Annotated in this window: 12 protein-coding genes; 1 reads left to right on the forward strand and 11 read right to left on the reverse strand. The window is 45.4% G+C overall.

Annotation, left to right across the window (positions count from 1 at the left end; genetic code table 11):
- Positions 1-25: 25 nt before the first annotated feature.
- The 9 genes from BM265_RS02340 to BM265_RS02380 all read right to left on the reverse strand — a co-directional run bounded on the left by BM265_RS02340 (position 26) and on the right by BM265_RS02380 (position 9,870).
- Entirely contained in the window at positions 26-559 is a 534-nt protein-coding gene (locus tag BM265_RS02340; RefSeq protein ID WP_074959865.1) for an HD domain-containing protein, read from the reverse strand.
- Positions 560-717: 158 nt separating this feature from the next.
- Complete coding sequence (locus tag BM265_RS02345; RefSeq protein WP_074959866.1) at positions 718-1,068, reverse strand: hypothetical protein; 351 nt, start codon at positions 1,066-1,068, stop codon at positions 718-720.
- 15 nt (positions 1,069-1,083) lie between these two features.
- Positions 1,084-1,989, reverse strand: coding sequence for a radical SAM protein (locus BM265_RS02350; RefSeq protein WP_074959867.1), 906 nt, complete (start codon positions 1,987-1,989; stop codon positions 1,084-1,086).
- The gene (locus BM265_RS02355) at positions 1,986-3,014 is read right to left on the reverse strand and encodes an FmdB family zinc ribbon protein (RefSeq protein WP_074959868.1); all 1,029 of its coding nucleotides are present in this window, start codon (positions 3,012-3,014) and stop codon (positions 1,986-1,988) included. The genes BM265_RS02350 and BM265_RS02355 overlap by 4 nt, the downstream gene beginning before the upstream one ends.
- Before the next feature lie 22 nt (positions 3,015-3,036).
- Positions 3,037-3,936: a 4-(cytidine 5'-diphospho)-2-C-methyl-D-erythritol kinase gene (ispE, locus tag BM265_RS02360; protein WP_074959869.1), complete on the reverse strand. Its 900-nt coding sequence runs from the start codon at positions 3,934-3,936 to the stop codon at positions 3,037-3,039.
- Positions 3,923-5,104 carry an aminotransferase class I/II-fold pyridoxal phosphate-dependent enzyme gene (locus BM265_RS02365; RefSeq protein WP_177219523.1) on the reverse strand — a complete coding sequence of 394 codons (1,182 nt, stop codon included), beginning with the start codon at positions 5,102-5,104 and terminating at the stop codon, positions 3,923-3,925. Before BM265_RS02365 ends, ispE begins: the two co-directional genes overlap by 14 nt.
- Complete coding sequence (locus tag BM265_RS02370) at positions 5,101-5,580, reverse strand: Lrp/AsnC family transcriptional regulator (RefSeq protein ID WP_074959870.1); 480 nt, start codon at positions 5,578-5,580, stop codon at positions 5,101-5,103. Before BM265_RS02370 ends, BM265_RS02365 begins: the two co-directional genes overlap by 4 nt.
- Before the next feature lie 91 nt (positions 5,581-5,671).
- The gene (locus tag BM265_RS02375; protein WP_074959871.1) at positions 5,672-6,043 is read right to left on the reverse strand and encodes a hypothetical protein; all 372 of its coding nucleotides are present in this window, start codon (positions 6,041-6,043) and stop codon (positions 5,672-5,674) included.
- A gap of 113 nt (positions 6,044-6,156) precedes the next feature.
- Positions 6,157-9,870 carry a phosphoribosylformylglycinamidine synthase gene (locus BM265_RS02380; protein WP_074959872.1) on the reverse strand — a complete coding sequence of 1,238 codons (3,714 nt, stop codon included), beginning with the start codon at positions 9,868-9,870 and terminating at the stop codon, positions 6,157-6,159.
- Between the two features lie 230 nt (positions 9,871-10,100).
- Here BM265_RS02380 and BM265_RS02385 point away from each other — a divergent pair, with 230 nt between their 5' ends.
- A complete protein-coding gene (locus tag BM265_RS02385; RefSeq protein ID WP_074959873.1) occupies positions 10,101-11,294 on the forward strand; it encodes an ATP-binding protein in 1,194 nt (397 codons plus the stop codon).
- Positions 11,295-11,362: 68 nt separating this feature from the next.
- Here BM265_RS02385 and BM265_RS02390 read toward each other — a convergent pair whose 3' ends face one another.
- Together BM265_RS02390 and ligA are read right to left on the reverse strand one after the other, a co-directional pair.
- Entirely contained in the window at positions 11,363-14,098 is a 2,736-nt protein-coding gene (locus BM265_RS02390; protein ID WP_074959874.1) for a CotH kinase family protein, read from the reverse strand.
- Between the two features lie 180 nt (positions 14,099-14,278).
- Positions 14,279-16,258 (reverse strand): NAD-dependent DNA ligase LigA, encoded by a 1,980-nt coding sequence (ligA, locus tag BM265_RS02395; RefSeq protein WP_074959875.1) that lies wholly within the window; start codon positions 16,256-16,258, stop codon positions 14,279-14,281.
- Positions 16,259-16,447 lie beyond the last annotated feature (189 nt).

Raw genomic sequence — 16,447 nt, forward strand, 5'->3', positions numbered from 1 at the left:
CAGGAGCCTTGTTGCATTTACTGTATCAGGCTGCCTTTTTGTGCTTTATGTTGCTTACGGTGTTTGAAAGAACATTCTTGCAGTGTACACCGAATTCCAGCATAGCAGCATATTTATCGATCATAACGATAACGTAGGATTCTGCATATTTTGGCAGTTTAACCGTCAGCGGCCACATATGCTTGATTATCATGTCTTCCTCTACCTTGCCAAGTTCAAAATGCTCCTTGGCATTTTCAAGGGCTATCCTTGGGTGAGTAAAGCCGTGGGGCAGCTCACCTTTTTTTCTTGGCTCATCTCGCCAGTCATACAGAAACAGGTCGTGGAGCATACCGGCTCTCGCAGCGGCTTTCGCGTTCAGACCAAGCTTTTTGCAGACGATATAGTTATAATACGATACATTAAGACAATGCTGGTAACAGGTAGTGCTGTAGTGGTGTCTGAATTTCTTCATCTCACTCACTACTTCATTGTCAAGCAGATCCTTGACATATTCAAAATACTCTCTGCTCTCCTTCGAGGTCTCAACGGAATATCTTGAACCCATTGCTTTGGACATCGGCATTCCCTCTTTTCTTTATCTGACATTGATCATTATGTGTTTGTTTTGTGATAAGAACTAATTCATAGTTCTTACTGTAAGTATAACGCATTTTTATATGATTGTCAATAGTCAGATATTACAAGTTGGTTAACATTTTAGTTTGTTGTAATTAACTACTTTGGATATTTTACTTTATATTTTGCATAAAAGCCTGGCTGTGTCCAATATTCCAGCTTGTCAAGTATTTCTCCTTTGGATTTTGATGAGAAGACTTCCAGCGGTCTTTCAAAGGTAGCTTCCCTGTTCATATCAACAAGATACATCTTGTAGCATCCGTTAACATCTCCATGCGGATACCAGCCTAGATCTATAAGCAGATCACCGTTCACAAGCTGCAAAAGATCTTCACACAATTCATATGAATACTCCTCTCCGTCGCAGGCAGGGTCGTATTCCGAAAAATTGTTATACGCAACTGTCCAGCCTGCGCATAACCTCAAAGGCTGCAAACGAAATTCTTTCATCTTACTTATCCGATATCAATAATATTTTCTGTCGAAAAATTCTGGAACGTACTTGTCCTCGGCTGCACTTCTCTGCTGGAAAAATCCGTCAAATCCACAGCCCTCAACAAGCCTGCAAACGTACTCGTATTCAAAGGTGGAAGTTCTTCGTGAAAGCGCCTTGATATCCTTAGCTTTGTACATCGGCACATACTGGCTCATAAGGCTTATAAGAATTTCCTGCGGAGCAAAATTATCCGCCAGCCATCCGATTATTTTAGCCGAATCATGGCGACAGCCAGGAAGTACCAGATGCCTTACAATGACTCCCCTTTTCATTATGCCGTTTTCATCAAACTCAGGCGCACCAACAAGCTCATGCATTTTAATAAGAGCTCTTGAAGCGCGTTCAAAATAATCTCCCGCACCGGAATATTCAGCTGAAAGCTTGTCCGAATAATATTTCAGGTCGGGCAAGAATATATCTACCCTGCCCCTCAACATTTCAAGAGTTTCAAGGCTTTCATAACCGCCGCTGTTGTATACGATCGGTATGGTGAGCTTGTCCCCTGCAATGTCCAGTGCCTCGATTATCTGCGGAACATAAGGTGCAGCCGTCACAAGATTTATGTTGTGAGCTCCCTTTTCCTGAAGCATAAGAAATGTCTCAGCCAGTTCCTTAGCCGTAAGAACAAAGCCTTTTCCCCCAGCCGAGATCTCATGATTCTGACAAAAACAGCACTGCAGATTGCACCCCGAGAAAAATACCGTTCCCGAGCCGTTAGTTCCGCTTATGGGAGGTTCTTCCCACATATGCAGGTCTGCACGTGCGATCTTTATATCAGCTCCCGCACGACAGAATCCTTTTTTGCCTGAAAGTCTGTCTGCCCCACATTTACGGGGGCAGAGCATACATTTGTTCAATATATTCATATCACTCATTTTTCGTTCAGGTCAATGTAAAAGCCGTAAGCCACTTCTTGTCCTTTGTAATCAAGATCGACTGTTATATACGCGCCATCACAAGTTTTATCGCATAACAGCTTCGGATTCATGTTTGATCTGTCGCCGATGCAGTAAATTAAATTGTCCGACATGAATCCTTCGTAGTAGCTGATATCATTACCGTCTGAATTAACGCCCTGAAGGTATATGTCTTTGATATCCACATCGCCGCTTTCCAGGCATCTGTGATCGGAATATTCAAATTCCAAAGTAAAGTCTACCACATAGAGTTCGCGTGGATCAAATTCGGTACTTTCAACCCAATTATCATTTTCAAAATAGAATAGATTTTTTTTCTGGAAAGAATTTAGAGTTTCATCGTCTGACATGATATCACTGATATTATACTCTGTCAGAAATGCATCGATATCGCAGTCAACGGTTTTTACACCCTCTAAAGAATTTTCCCTGTCGATCTCGTATTTTTTCTTTTCAGAAGCGGTGGAAGATACTGACGTATCGGAAACAGCGCCTTCAAGTTTTTCCTTAATGGTGTTTATCAGTTCGGGATCGCTCTTTAATATCATACCTAAGGTTATCAGTATGATAAGAGGTACTGCGCAGCCCTTGCCGCAGCCACCGGAATTCTTAGTTGTTTTACTATTATTGGGATTATATACATTTTGTGGCGTTTTATACTGCGTTCTGTTGTATGACTGCTTTGAGGGAGTTGCCTCAACATTGATATCGCCGCCGTTCCTGCGCTCGTATCTTGCTGCTTCTACGCGGTTTTCCTCACGACGTTCCTCTCTCAGAAAATCAGCTTTGCCATCCTTGAAAGTATCACTTCTCACAAAGCGGTTATCAGGAAAATAGCTGTCATCGTATTGTTCATGACTGTGTTCGTCTTCTCCGAAAATACCGCAGGATATATCTTCTTCGCGGGCTGTAAGGCATTCGGGACAAATCTGTTCGTCCTTATCCTTAAATCTGTATCCGCAGAATCTGCATTTGTAATTCATACTTTTGCCGACCTTTCTTAGTCTATCTGTTTACCCACATAAGCTCGTATCCGCTCTTTACAGGTACACAGGATTTACAGTAGCTGTACTTTCCTGCCAGCTTTGCAGCTGCTTCTTCTGCAAAACTTTCCTTTTCAAAAATGCCGAAAACAGCCGAACCGCTTCCTGTCATAAGAGTATTCAGCGCACCCGCTTCTTTCAGATCCTGCTTAGCCTGAGCTATCTCGGGCATATCCATAACAGCTTCAAACACATTGAATAAGTATATGCTTGTGGAAAAAACATTTCCCGAAGCAAGTCCTTTCAGGAAGTAATCGAGATTACTTCTCGGCGGAGACTTCATCAGGTCGTAGCGCTTGTAAGCTTCGGGCGTAGATATGCTCACATCAGGCTTGACGATAACAAAAGCGCAGTCGGGTGACGGCAGTTTGTTTGTTATCTCGCCGATTCCCTGACACAGCCTTGTTCCGCCCCTGATACAGAAAGGTACATCAGCACCGAGTTTTGTGCCCATCTCGCAGAGCTCATCTTCATCTTTCAGTGTGCAGAAAAATGTGTTCATGGCTTTCAGCATAGCGGCACAATCTGCACTTCCGCCGCCCATGCCTGCCTGCGAAGGCAGATTTTTCTCGACCTTTACAATCAACTTTCCGCCGTAAGTTATGCCTGTCTGCTCCTTGAAAATATCAGCTGCTTTCCATATCAGATTTGAGCTGTCAAGGGGGAAGCCCTCCTTATCACAGACTATCTCCATGCCTTCGGGGGCAGTGCTGTCTATGGACAATTCAAGGGTATCATAAACGCTGACGCTCTGCATAACGGTGTTTAGCATATGATAGCCGTCATCACGTCTGCCTATTATGTCCAGCAGTAGATTGACCTTGCCGTATGCCTTAACTTTTATATTATCATAAAGTGCCATTTTTTAGCTCCTCTAAAAACTCTCCGATGCGCTTGATAGCTTCTCTCAGGTGGCTGAGGGAGTATGCGTATGAAACACGCACGAAACCTTCGCCGCATTCGCCGAAAGCGTTGCCGGGTACAACTGCGACTTTTTTGCTGTAAACCAATTTTTCACAGAAATCACTGCTTGAAAGCCCTGTGCTTTTAATGCAGGGGAAAACGTAGAACGCGCCCTGGGGTGTAAAGCAGTCAAGACCCAGCTTGTTGAATGCGTCAACCAGATAGCGCCTGCGCATATCGTATTCATCGCGCATTTTCACTATATCTTCGTCACATTCTCTGAGTGCTGTTATAGCCGCAAACTGGCTCACTGTTGGTGAGGACATTATTGCATACTGGTGAAGTTTCAGCATCTGGGAAGTAAGTTCCCTGGGTGCGGCTGCAATACCAAGTCTCCATCCTGTCATTGCATAAGCTTTGGAAAATCCGTTTATAACGATAGTACGTTCTCTCATATCAGGCAGTGATGCAAATGAAACGTGCTTGCCGCTGTATGTAAGTTCGGAGTATATTTCATCGGACAGTACCAGAATATTTGTACCTCGCAGAACATCTGCAATCTCTTCAAGATCTTCCTTGCGCATGATCGCACCTGTGGGATTGTTGGGATAAGGCAGAACAAGCAGCTTTGTCCTGTCAGTTATCTTACTGCGAAGTTCCTCGGCGGTAAGGCGGAATTCATTTTCAGCCTTGGTCTCAATAGGAATGGGGACTCCCCCACTAAGGGAAACTATGGGGCAGTAACAGACGAAAGAAGGCTGAACGATCAGCACCTCGTCACCTGCTGTTACAATCGACCTGATACAAAGATCGATGCCCTCAGAGCCGCCGACGGTAATTATGATCTCATCATTGGGATCGTAATCCACACCTATGCGGTCGCTGAAATATCGGGAAGCTTCCTTTCGGAGATCGGCAAGACCTGCATTTGCTGTATATGAAGTCCTGCCCTTTTCCAGAACATTAATCGCTTCACGCCTTACCACCCAAGGGGTCTTGAAATCGGGTTCACCAACACCAAGGGAGATAACGCCCTCCAGCTGCTGAGCGATATCGAAAAACTTTCGTATGCCTGAGGGCTTCATGTTCACGATGGCAGGCGAAAGTACCTTGCTGTAATCTATCATGGGAACATCAGTCCTCTCTCATCTTTTTCATCAGCGGTAACGGATATGCCGTTGACTTTGTAGCTTCTCAGCAGAAAATGTGTTGCGGTAGACTGCACCGCATCTATGGCTGCAAGGTTCTCAGCTACAAAGCGGGAGACCTCGCGGATATTTGTGCCAGTTACAGAGACCAGTATATCATATGCCCCCGACATCAGTCTTACAGATTCCACCTGTTCGTAGGCGGCTATGGATTTTGCTATATCATCGTAGCCCGACTGAGACTGGGGAGTAACTTTCAGCTCTATAAGTGCAGTAACGGAATTGGGATCGTAAACAGCTTCATCGACGATGGCGGTATAGCCTGTTATGATTCCGTCTTTTTCCAGCTTTTCGATTTCCGCGGCGACATCAGCCTCGGTCTTGCCGAGCATTACAGCGAGTTCGGCATTAGTCAGCCTTGCGTTTGACTTCAGAAGATTAAGCAGTTTTTCCATAAGTAGACCTCCTTCTCGGGAACAGGCACAAAATACTCATGACATGCATTTTACGCCATTTAATATATTTATAATGATGATAATGTGCTATTTAACAGCCTTCAAGCTCTTCACAAAGAGCGACAAAATCTTCATATACAGTGATCGTTTGCAAATATCTGAAATCCAGAATATATCCCGATTTACGATGCTTAAGGAAATCAGCGTCCCACAGAGGAACAGAAACAAATCCCTTTTTGTAGTCATATTTCAGAGGCTCGAATTTATCGATATTTGTACGGAAATACTTCACTTTTGCACCACAGAGCTTGTTGATGCGGAACAGCAGTCCCAGCACATCATTTTTCTCATAGAAAGAATCTTTGAATATCAGATGTTTGTGGGAATTTTCCCTATCCGAATACCATGCATTGTTTTCATGTATAAGATGGTACTTTTCGATCAGAAGCTGCTTGTCGTTCATAATTTATCACCTATATATAAAGATAAAAGGCAGCACCGAGTTTACGGTACTGCCTTAATTATAACATAGTACAATTCAATTGTCAATTAGCAGACCAGCCGCCTGCTCTGACATTATTTGAAATATTTAACGCCGCTCTCAAACAGCTTCTGATCCTTTGCACCGGGAACGTTGATGCATACACCGTTGCCCATTCTCTCGGAGTGACCCATCTTACCGAGTACTCTGCCATCGGGTGAAGTGATACCCTCGATAGCATCGAAAGATGTGTTGGGGTTGCAGTGGATATCGAATGTGGGCTCACCGTCAAAGTCAACGTACTGAGTTGCTATCTGACCGTTTGCCGCAAGCTTTGCGATCTCCTCAGCGGAAGCAACGAAGCGACCTTCACCGTGGGAAATAGCTATGCTGTGGATATCATCAACGTCACAAGCTGCCAGCCAAGGCGACTTGTTGGAAGCGATACGTGTATTTACCATCTTGGACTGGTGTCTTGCGATGGTGTTGAAGGTCAGTGTAGGAGAATCATCGCGCATATCAACGATCTCGCCGTAAGGTACAAGACCCAGCTTAACAAGTGCCTGGAAACCGTTGCATATACCCAGCATCAGACCGTCGCGGTTCTTCAGCAGATCGTGGATAGCATCGGTCAGCTTAGGATTGCGCAGGAATGATACGATGAACTTACCGCTTCCATCGGGTTCGTCACCGCCGCTGAAACCGCCGGGAAGCATAACGATCTGAGACTGCTTGATCTTCTTTTCCATAGCATCAACAGATTCCTTGATAGCCTGTTCGGAGAGGTTTCTTACTACGAATATCTCAGCCTCTGCTCCTGCCTTTTCAAACTGTCTTGCAGTATCGTACTCGCAGTTTGTTCCGGGGAATACAGGGATAAGAACCTTGGGCTTGGCAACCTTGATGGCGGGAGCCTTTCTCTCGTCAGCCTTGAAGCTGTACTTGTTAGGCTTCTCTGCAGGTTCCTTAACGTGCACTGGATAAACGGGCTCCAGCTTCTTTTCCCAGAGATCCTGGATCTTTTCGAGGTCAATGGTATAACCGTTGTTCTCAATAGTGTAAGCCTGAGTTGTCTCACCGATAACTCTTTCAGCTGTCTGAACACCGTGAGCAAGCTCAATAACGAAGCTGCCGTAGCAAGCGCGGAAGAGTTCAGCAGAGCTTACCTTATCGGTGAACTTGAAGCCTATCTTGTTACCGAATGCCATCTTGGCAATAGCTTCGGAAACACCGCCGTAAGCAATAGACCAGCAAGCGAGTACATTACCATCTGCAATCAGCTTTTCAACCTTCTCAAATACCTTTTTCAGGCTGTCAAACTTAACGATGTTGTTTTCATCGTATTCGGGCTTGATGAGTATAACTCTTGAACCGGCCTTCTTGAATTCCTGTGAGATGATCTTATCGGTCTTAGCAGTGGAAACTGCGAAGGAAACCAGGGTAGGAGGAACATCGATGTTCTCAAATGTACCTGACATGGAGTCCTTACCGCCGATAGAACCGCAGCCCAGTTCGATCTGAGCCTTATATGCGCCCAGCAGAGCTGAGAAAGGCTTGCCCCATCTGGAAGGATTGTTCTGAGTTCTCTCAAAATACTCCTGGAAAGTCAGCCAGCAGTGCTTGTAGGAACCGCCGGTTGCAACTACCTTAGCCACAGATTCAACTACTGCGGACATAGCTCCGTGGTAGGGGCTGACACTGGAAAGGAATGGATTGAAGCCCCAGCCCATGATGGAAGCAGTGGTTGTCTCACCGTTGAGTACGGGGAGTTTGCAAGCCATAGCCTGTGTGGGAGTATTCTGATACTTACCGCCGTAGGGCATCAGCACGGTGCCTGCGCCTATGGTGGAGTCAAATCTTTCAACCAGACCCTTCTGCGAGCAGATATTCAGGTTGGATATCATAGCTTCCCAGCGGTCTGCATTATCCTCACCGCCGTCATCATTTGCAAATACGGGAGTGGGTACTTCGATATCTGTGTGCTTTTCAGCACCGTTGGAGTTCAGGAACTCTCTGGAGAGGTCTACGATGGTATTTCCGTTCCAGTTCATTCTCAGTCTGGGTTCTTCGGTAACTCTTGCTACCATTGTAGCTTCAAGGTTTTCCTTTGCAGCCTCAGCCATGAACTTTTCAAGGTCTTCTTTGGCGATGACAACTGCCATTCTCTCCTGAGATTCGGATATTGCAAGCTCAGTGCCGTCAAGACCGTCATACTTCTTGGTAACGAGGTCGAGGTTTATCTGAAGACCGTCAGCCAGCTCGCCGATAGCAACGGATACACCGCCTGCACCGAAGTCGTTGCAGCGCTTAATCATTGCTGTAACTTCAGGATTTCTGAACAGTCTCTGGAGCTTTCTTTCTTCGGGAGCATTACCCTTCTGAACCTCTGCACCGCAAGTCTCGAGAGAGTGCAGGGTGTGTGACTTGGAAGAACCTGTTGCACCGCCACAGCCGTCGCGGCCTGTTTTACCGCCCAGCAGGATAACAATATCCTCGGGGGCAGGTCTTTCACGTCTAACATTGGAAGCGGGAGCTGCACCGATAACTGCGCCGATCTCCATACGCTTAGCAACGTAGCCGGGGTGATATATCTCGTTTACGTGACCTGTAGCAAGACCGATCTGGTTACCGTAGGAAGAATAGCCGTTTGCAGCGCCAACTACCAGCTTTCTCTGGGGCAGCTTACCTGCTATGGTATCCTCAACGGGAACGAGAGGGTTGCCTGCGCCTGTTACACGCATAGCCTGATATACGTAGGAACGTCCGGACAGAGGATCTCTGATTGCGCCGCCAAGACAGGTAGCTGCGCCGCCGAAAGGTTCGATCTCGGTGGGGTGGTTGTGAGTTTCGTTCTTGAACATCAGCAGCCAGTCTTCGTCAACACCGTCAACATCCACCTTGATCTTTACGGAGCAAGCATTGATCTCTTCGCTTTCGTCAAGGTCTTTCAGCAGACCTGCCTTTTTAAGCTGCTTTGCACCGAAGCAGGCAAGATCCATAAGTGTGATAGGCTTGTCTGTTCTGCCTGCATAGAGATCTTTTCTGGCATTTATATAATCAGTAAAGGTAGCTGCGATATAATCGGGCTCGATAGAAACATTGTCAACGATTGTCGAGAATGTTGTGTGACGGCAGTGATCCGACCAGTAGGTATCGATCATTCTGATCTCGGTGATGGTAGGATCGCGGTTCTCCTGCTCCTTGAAATACTTCTGGCAGAATTTGATATCATCAAGATCCATAGCAAGACCAAGGTCTGCAAGCATAGACTTGAGGTCGTCTTCAGAAGAATCAATGAAGCCGTTAACTGTATCAACTGTTGTGGGGATATCGTACTTGATATCCAGAGTTTCAAACTCATCAAGAGAAGCTTCTCTTGATTCAACAGGGTTGATCATATACTGCTTGATCTGTGCAAGCTCCTCATCGGAAAGGGTGCCGCTTACTATGTAAATGCGGGCGGACTTGATAACGGGACGCTTGCCCGCAGTCAGCAGTGAGATACACTGCGCACATGAATCAGCTCTCTGATCGAACTGACCGGGAAGATATTCAACTGCGAATATCTGCTCGTCCTCACCAACAGCGGGAAGATGATCATAGGTAACATCTACCGCGGGTTCGGAAAATACCACGGGGATAGCGAGCTCAAAATCTTTAACTGGCAGACCCTCAGCGTCATAGCGGTTAATAACGCGCAGACCTTTGAGGTTTTCAAGACCCAGTGCAGATTTGATACCGCCAAGCAGTGAATCAGCTTCAACTGCAAATTCCGGCTTTTTTTCTACATAAATTCTGTATACTGACATATCAGCAGCTCCTTTACAGATTAATTTATACAAAATGTATCCATGTAAAATATATTATACTACATCTTGGGGGTCTTTGTCAATGACTTAATTATTAAACATTGACTTATACGAAAAAATGTTATATAATGTAAAAAGCGTTACAGAGCCTGTGCTGATTTGGGAATGTCAGCCTAAAGCTTTGTGATATGCACTGACAGGGCTTTACCCGCAAACGGAGGTAAATAAAAATGACGGATTTTAATCGTATTCTCAAACAGATAAGGAGCCTTGTAATTTTCAAGGAACTTCGCAAAAACGATGTTATCATCGATATGATACAGACGATGATAAGCATTTGTGAGGAAAACACAGAGATGGCTGTAGAGTGGTACTGCGATATGTGCGGCGACCTTTACAAGTCAGGCGACGACCTTACCGAATACATCATGAAGATAATCCTGGAAGACGAAAACCTTTTTATACTTAAAAAGGGCGAGGGACTCGAAACGGGTACGATGCTGGACAACTGTCTGGCGAACGAGCTTGCTTTTCTGGAAGAACTGGCAACTATACCAAGCAGCGAGTTCATCGGCAGGATAAACTATGATGGTTTCCTGCCCGAATACAGGATCAGCCCCAGAGATTTTTCCCAGATATATGCTCAGCGTGTGCATGAGATAAACAAGATCGGCTACGGCATTTATTCAAAGTACAATATTTTCATAATCAAGGACGGAGTTATGACCCCTGTTGAGCACGCTGACCCCATAAGGCTCTCACAGCTGCACAACTATGAGAATGAACGCAGTCAGGTAATTGCCAATACAAAAGCGCTTATCGCAGGAAAGCCTGCCAACAATGTACTGCTTTACGGCGACTGCGGTACCGGTAAATCTTCGACGGTAAAGGCTATTGCCAACGAATTTGCGTGTGAGGGTCTGAGACTCATCGAGCTGAAAAAGAAACAGCTCCATGAGATACCCAACATTGTGGAGACCATAAGCAAGAACCCGCTGAAGTTTATTATTTTCATTGATGATCTGTCATTCACCGAGGACGACAACGACTATGCTGCTTTGAAAGCTATCCTTGAAGGCAGTGTGGCTTCGACGGCTTCTAATCTTGTGATATACGCTACATCGAACCGTAGGCATCTGGTACGTGAGACTTTTACTTCCCGTAAGGGCGACGAGATACATTTCAAGGATACCGTTCAGGAACTTCTTTCACTTTCTGACCGATTCGGTCTTACGGTAACTTTCCAGAAACCTGACAAAAAGCTGTTTCTTGACCTTGTGAACAAGCTTGCTGATCAGTATGAGATCAGCACAAATCGCGATGAACTGGAGATAAAAGCTGAAGCTTTTGCACTTTCAAAGGGCGGACGTTCGCCCCGTGTTGCAAAGCAGTTCATTGAATATGTAAAGGGTACGGAAGAGTGATATTTCTTATATAATAAAAACGGCAGTTTCCGATGAAACTGCCGTTTTTAGTTCTGTGAAACTATAAATTACTTAACAGTAACTGTTACAGCATTCTTAATAGGATCAGTTGTATTCCACTGACCGTTAACTCTTGCAGCAATAGCTACCTTGTAGGTCATGCCGGGAGTCAGGTTCTTGGGAGTAATATAACTGTTTGTAGTAATGCTGGAAGTCTGAACTCTCCACTTACCTGCCAGGTATACAGCGATGCCGTACTTGTCAGCACCCTCTACCTTGTCCCAAAGGAACTGGATCTGGTGATACTGAGAGTTGTAATTTACCTTGATATTTGTAGGATAATCAGTCTTAACGGTCTGTCCGCCGCCCTGATTGGTGTAAACAGCCTTGACAGTAGCACCGGAGCCTGTGATCTTAACTTTTACAGTTGCAGAATTCTTGGAACCGCTTGTCAGCTGAGCACCGCTGATCTCCCAGTGATCAAAGGTATAGCCTTCCTTAGGTGCAACTGTCAGAGTGAGGTCGTAATCCTTGTGATACTTGCCCGACCATTTGTCTATGGCGCCAAGTTTCAGGGTGTTGAGCTGTATCTCGCCTAAGCTGTTGCTGTTCTCAACTGTGAGAGTAGCAGGTTCAGCTGAGAGCTTAGTCGCCTGACGGAGAGAACGCTCAGCGGGATCAAAACGCTGTCTGTAGAAGTTTACAATGGTGTTCCACTGGTTCTGATAAGACTGTGCGTTGTTGTTTGAACCGAAACGCTTGAAGGTATCTGCTGCCTGCTGGCTGAAATTATCAGAATAGTACTTTGCCTTTTCAGCTACCCTGTTGGGTTCGAAGTTGTAGTTTGCCAGATCCATCATGGTGCGTGCGAAGTCCTTTGCGAACTGATCGTTCTTGAGAAGAGCATTGAACATTTTGCTCACATCACTCTGATCCTGAGCCAGACGGCTGAAATTATCATAATTTGCAGTAGTATTCTGGCTGTTATAGAGTCCCTGACCGTACTCGGTATCAAAGAACATCATGCGCCACTTGCCGTCTGCATAAGGGTTTGAACTGTCGATGGTATTTGAACGCCATGAAGCTATGTTACGCTTCGGCCAGTCCTGATTAGACCAGTAGATCTGTGCTGCGAAGTAATCCATAAAGCTCTGGATATCTATCTTTTCGCAGATCTGTGCATAGCTGAGACTGCCGTTTGCAGCGCCTTGTACCAGATTATTCCAGTCCTGAAGATCGGAATCGGAGCCTTCCTCTAGTTCTCCTTCCTTGACCATAGCCACATCGCTCTTCTTGACACCGTAGTGGTCGCTGATGTAAGCATCATCCAGCTTTTCGCATATCTGATAGATGCCCCAGAACTCGCCGTCAATGAATACTATACACTCACTCATAGCCTGATGAGCGCAGTCGCGGTCAGCAACAAGGCTCTGGTTAAGAGAATCACGGAAGATAGCATTGTTATTATCGTTACCGCCATCACGGAGAGAAATGGTGGTATAGCTCTTGATAGTCTTACCGTTCTTTGCCTTTATGGAAGTACCGTCAAAGAAATCATAAGTCATTTCAGGAGCGCCGTAATCAAGTCTAGCATAGATATTGAAGCTCTTCTGTGCGTTATGGCGTGAAGCACCGCCCTTGATACGGATTCCTACGTCCTGATCGATAACTTTCTGTCCCTTGTCAAATACAGTCATGGTAGCAGGACGCTCCCATTCCTTACCAGACTGGGTGTAGTTTGCCTCCATCTCCCAGGGCTGTTTGAAGCTGAATCCGCCGCCCCATCCGGGAACGCCGGGTCTTCCTCCCTGATTGCCGCCAGTGGAATTGTCTTCATCGTAGTGCTTGCCAAGAACGTAGATACCTGTATCATAATTGAACAGGTTATCGGGATCGGTTACGAGAGATACTACCTTCATATCCTTGTAGTAGCCCGAATTTGTCTTGCCAACGAAATATGTTCTGGTGATAACGTCACTTACGCGACCCTGTGAATCGACAGCAACTGCGCGGATGATGTTCGCTTTATCAACAGGTGAAGAAGGTGGATTGTAGCTGTATGTGGAAATATTTCTCTCAGCGCTGAGTTTGTTAGCGTTGTTGGATACATCGTTAAGTGTAAAGGGTGATGTGTATCTCTGTGATGAAGTAGTAGGTACAGTACCGTCGGTTGTATAATAAACCGTTGTGCCGGAGGGTACCTGAATGGATAATGTCTTTCCTGCTTCATAGTAACCGCTTTCAAGAGAGAAAGCAGGAGTAGCTACAGCCGCAGAGCCTTCGGGAGCAACATTGGTTTTGCCCGGTGTGCAGGTAAGGTCAAAGAAATTACCGCTGCCATCAGGATACTGTCCGTAGGAAGTATCAGAAGCTATGGAACCGAAAGTCAGTGTATCAGCGGCGTTGCCGTTTGCATCGGAGAGAGTAAGAGTCTCACCCGAACCTGACATACCGAAAGGTGCGATCGAAGTGTTGGTCTCACCTGCTGTGCTGTCACAGTAGATTACCAGATAGGACTTCGCAGCGATCTTTGTGCCGTTGGGGATCTTGAACTTGAAAGGCTTTGTAGCCTTATCAGAAAGTCCCCAGCCTGACAGGTCAACAGCAGAGTTGCCTGAGTTATACAGCTCGACCCAATCATAGAAATTTCCGTCGGGAGCTGCAACAGTCGTGTTCTTTGAGCAGACCTCATTGATGGTTACACTGCTTGAAGCAGCGGAAGCAGGGATAAGTCCTGCATTCTGGCATACAAGCCCCAGACAAAGTATGCCTGCGGCAGCTTTTCGCCCTAAACGATGATTCATTGCAATTTACCTCCTTAGTAGGATCAATATTTGTTTGGTGTTTTAACAATTTGTATTATATCACATTTTATTGATTTTGTCAAGATATATAAAAATTATGCACAGCATGTATTTGTTTTTTACACAGAAAAGTCCCCGAAGCAATGTGCTCGGGGACAGTGTTTTTACTGTATTTTCCGGTTATTTGATCATCTCCATAAATTCTTCTTCAGTGATGATCTTTATGCCCAACTGCTGAGCTTTTGTGAGTTTGCTTCCTGCTTCTTCACCTGCAAGTACATAGTCCGTTTTCTTTGAAACGGAACCGCTGGCTTTTCCGCCGAATTTCTCGATAAGATCCTTGGCATCGTTTCTTTTCAGAGTTGGCAGAGTGCCTGTGAGTACGAAAGTCTTGCCGGCAAAACGATCGTCCTGCTGAACTTTTTCGTATTCGGTATTCACGCCGCAGTCTTTAAGGCGCTGTATGAGAGATATCATGTGCTCTTCATGGAATGCACTATAAACACTCTGCACCATAACATCTCCGAAACCATCTATTTCTGAGATCTCCTCTGCGGTAGCTGACATTATACTGTCAAGTCCTCCGAATTTAGCGCAAAGTAGTTTCGCTGAAGCCTGACCGATATTTCTGATTCCGAGACCGAATATAAGTCTGTCAAGAGTGTTCGACTTGGATTTCCCGATGGCCGTTACCAGATTATGAGCTGATTTTTCTTTAAAGCTTTCCAGTGCCATAAGGTCTTCTTCATTGATATGGTAAAGGTCTGCAACGGAAGAAATCAGTTCTTTATCCAGAAGCAGACGTACTATCTGAGGTCCGAGACCATCGATGTTCATGGCACCCTTTGAAGCGAAGTGGACTATACTTCGGAAAATCTGGGCGGGACATTCAACATTGGGACAGCGAACAGCTGCTTCGTCATCGGATTTTTCAAGCTTTGTATGACATACGGGACATTCATCGGGAAGCATGAATGCGCCCTCGGAATTTTTCTCTACAGAGGCTAGAACTTCGGGAATGATATCCCCTGCTTTGCGGACACGGATAGTATCACCGATATTGATATTCTTCTCGATTATAAGATCCTGATTGTGCAGTGTTGCACGGGACACCTGAGTGCCTGCGAGGAAGACTGGTTCAAATACTGCAACTGGAGTAACAGCACCTGTTCTTCCTACATTCAGCTCGATATCGAGGAGCTTTGTGTTTTTTTCTTCCGGCGGGAACTTATATGCAACAGCCCACTTCGGAACTTTCGCGGTAGCGCCCAGAACATCACGGTGCTTGAAATCATCCACCTTTATAACAACACCATCGATATCGTAAGGCAGCTCGAAACGGCTCTCACCTATCTCGTTTATGCGGTCGATTATCTCATCTGCGGTGGTCACCTGCTTGTAGTCGGGCACGGTCTTGAAGCCCAGTTCTTTCAGCATATCAAGGGACTGTTTGTGAGCGGTTATCTCTCTGCCATCTATCTGCTGAACGTTGAACACAAAAATATCCAGTTTACGCTTTGCGGCGATTTTTGGGTCTTTCTGACGAAGTGAACCTGCCGCCGCATTTCTCGGATTTTTGAAAGGCTGTTCGTCATTGTCTTCCTGCTCTTTGATGAGTTTCAGAAAGACATTTCTCGGCATATAAACCTCGCCGCGTACTTCTATCATCGGCAGTGTGCTGTCGATAGTAACAGGTATCGAGCGTACAGTTTTGAGATTCTCGGTTACATTCTCACCAACAAATCCGTCGCCGCGGGTAGAACCCACTGTCAGCTGACCGTCATGGTATTCAAGAGAAACCGAAAGGCCGTCTATTTTGGGCTCCACAACGAATTTGGGATCGCTGACACTTTCCCTCACTCTGTCAACGAAATCTCTGACTTCCTCAAAGGAAAAAACGTCCTGCAAAGAGCCCATCTGCACCTTGTGGGTGACTTTTTCAAAGCCCGATACAGCTTCGCCGCCCACACGCTGTGTAGGGCTGTCGGGTCTGATAAGTTCGGGATTTTCCGCTTCAAGTTTTTTCAGCTCGTTCTGGAGCATATCGTAATCATAGTCGGATATCTCGTTCCTGTCCTCAACATAATAGAGATGTGCATGATAATTGAGTGTCTCAACAAGTTCGTCTATTCTATTTTTTGCATTTTCTTTTTCAGACATTTTTCCTGCCGCCTTTCGATAAAGCTTTTGATTTAGTATAACATAATATCCCCGAAAAATCAAGGTTAAGATAATAACTTTATTATTTTCGATATCAATTGACGTTTCTAGACGAGTGTGGTATAATTATATTTAAATTTCAAAATGATTTGATATTGAGAACAGAGAAGAAACATGATTGAAAAAGCA

It is taken from the genome of Hominimerdicola alba, assembly GCF_900112155.1.
In the GTDB taxonomy this organism is placed as follows: domain Bacteria; phylum Bacillota; class Clostridia; order Oscillospirales; family Ruminococcaceae; genus Hominimerdicola; species Hominimerdicola alba_D.

Coding starts and splice junctions, on each gene's coding strand:
- BM265_RS02340 (WP_074959865.1), bottom strand. CDS start 559: ATGTCCAAAGCAATGGGTTCAAGATATTCCGTTGAGACCTCGAAGGAG.
- BM265_RS02345 (WP_074959866.1), bottom strand. CDS start 1,068: ATGAAAGAATTTCGTTTGCAGCCTTTGAGGTTATGCGCAGGCTGGACA.
- BM265_RS02350 (WP_074959867.1), bottom strand. CDS start 1,989: ATGAGTGATATGAATATATTGAACAAATGTATGCTCTGCCCCCGTAAA.
- BM265_RS02355 (WP_074959868.1), bottom strand. CDS start 3,014: ATGAATTACAAATGCAGATTCTGCGGATACAGATTTAAGGATAAGGAC.
- ispE (WP_074959869.1), bottom strand. CDS start 3,936: ATGGCACTTTATGATAATATAAAAGTTAAGGCATACGGCAAGGTCAAT.
- BM265_RS02365 (WP_177219523.1), bottom strand. CDS start 5,104: ATGATAGATTACAGCAAGGTACTTTCGCCTGCCATCGTGAACATGAAG.
- BM265_RS02370 (WP_074959870.1), bottom strand. CDS start 5,580: ATGGAAAAACTGCTTAATCTTCTGAAGTCAAACGCAAGGCTGACTAAT.
- BM265_RS02375 (WP_074959871.1), bottom strand. CDS start 6,043: ATGAACGACAAGCAGCTTCTGATCGAAAAGTACCATCTTATACATGAA.
- BM265_RS02380 (WP_074959872.1), bottom strand. CDS start 9,870: ATGTCAGTATACAGAATTTATGTAGAAAAAAAGCCGGAATTTGCAGTT.
- BM265_RS02385 (WP_074959873.1), top strand. CDS start 10,101: ATGACGGATTTTAATCGTATTCTCAAACAGATAAGGAGCCTTGTAATT.
- BM265_RS02390 (WP_074959874.1), bottom strand. CDS start 14,098: ATGAATCATCGTTTAGGGCGAAAAGCTGCCGCAGGCATACTTTGTCTG.
- ligA (WP_074959875.1), bottom strand. CDS start 16,258: ATGTCTGAAAAAGAAAATGCAAAAAATAGAATAGACGAACTTGTTGAG.